The organism is Neisseria sp. P0014.S009 (genome assembly GCF_051958155.1).
Classification (GTDB): Bacteria; Pseudomonadota; Gammaproteobacteria; order Burkholderiales; family Neisseriaceae; genus Neisseria; species Neisseria flavescens_C.
Window position 1 is genome coordinate 1 of sequence record NZ_JBQCVS010000183.1, and the last position, 251, is coordinate 251.

Consider the following 251-nt stretch of genomic DNA (forward strand, 5'->3'; position numbering starts at 1 on the left):
CTCCTACCTGCGCCAAAACAACCAAGTTCAAGGCTACAAGCCCAAACTGAACGTTGTCGGCTACAACCGCCACCTACTCCTGCTCGGCCAAGTGGCTACCGAAGGCGAAAAACAATTTGTTGAACGCATCGCCCGTTCCGAACAAGCCGCAGAAGGCGTTTACAACTACATTACCGTTGCCTCACAAGCGCGTTCACTCGGCGACGTGACCAACGATACCTGGGGTACATCCAAAGTCCGCGCCACCCTGT

1 protein-coding gene is annotated in these 251 nt (G+C 55.0%); it reads left to right on the plus strand.

What is annotated here, in order from left to right:
* Nucleotides 1–251, plus strand: a 251-nt coding sequence (locus ACTHS4_RS12220; RefSeq protein WP_440366023.1) for a BON domain-containing protein, incomplete at both ends; no start/stop codon positions are given.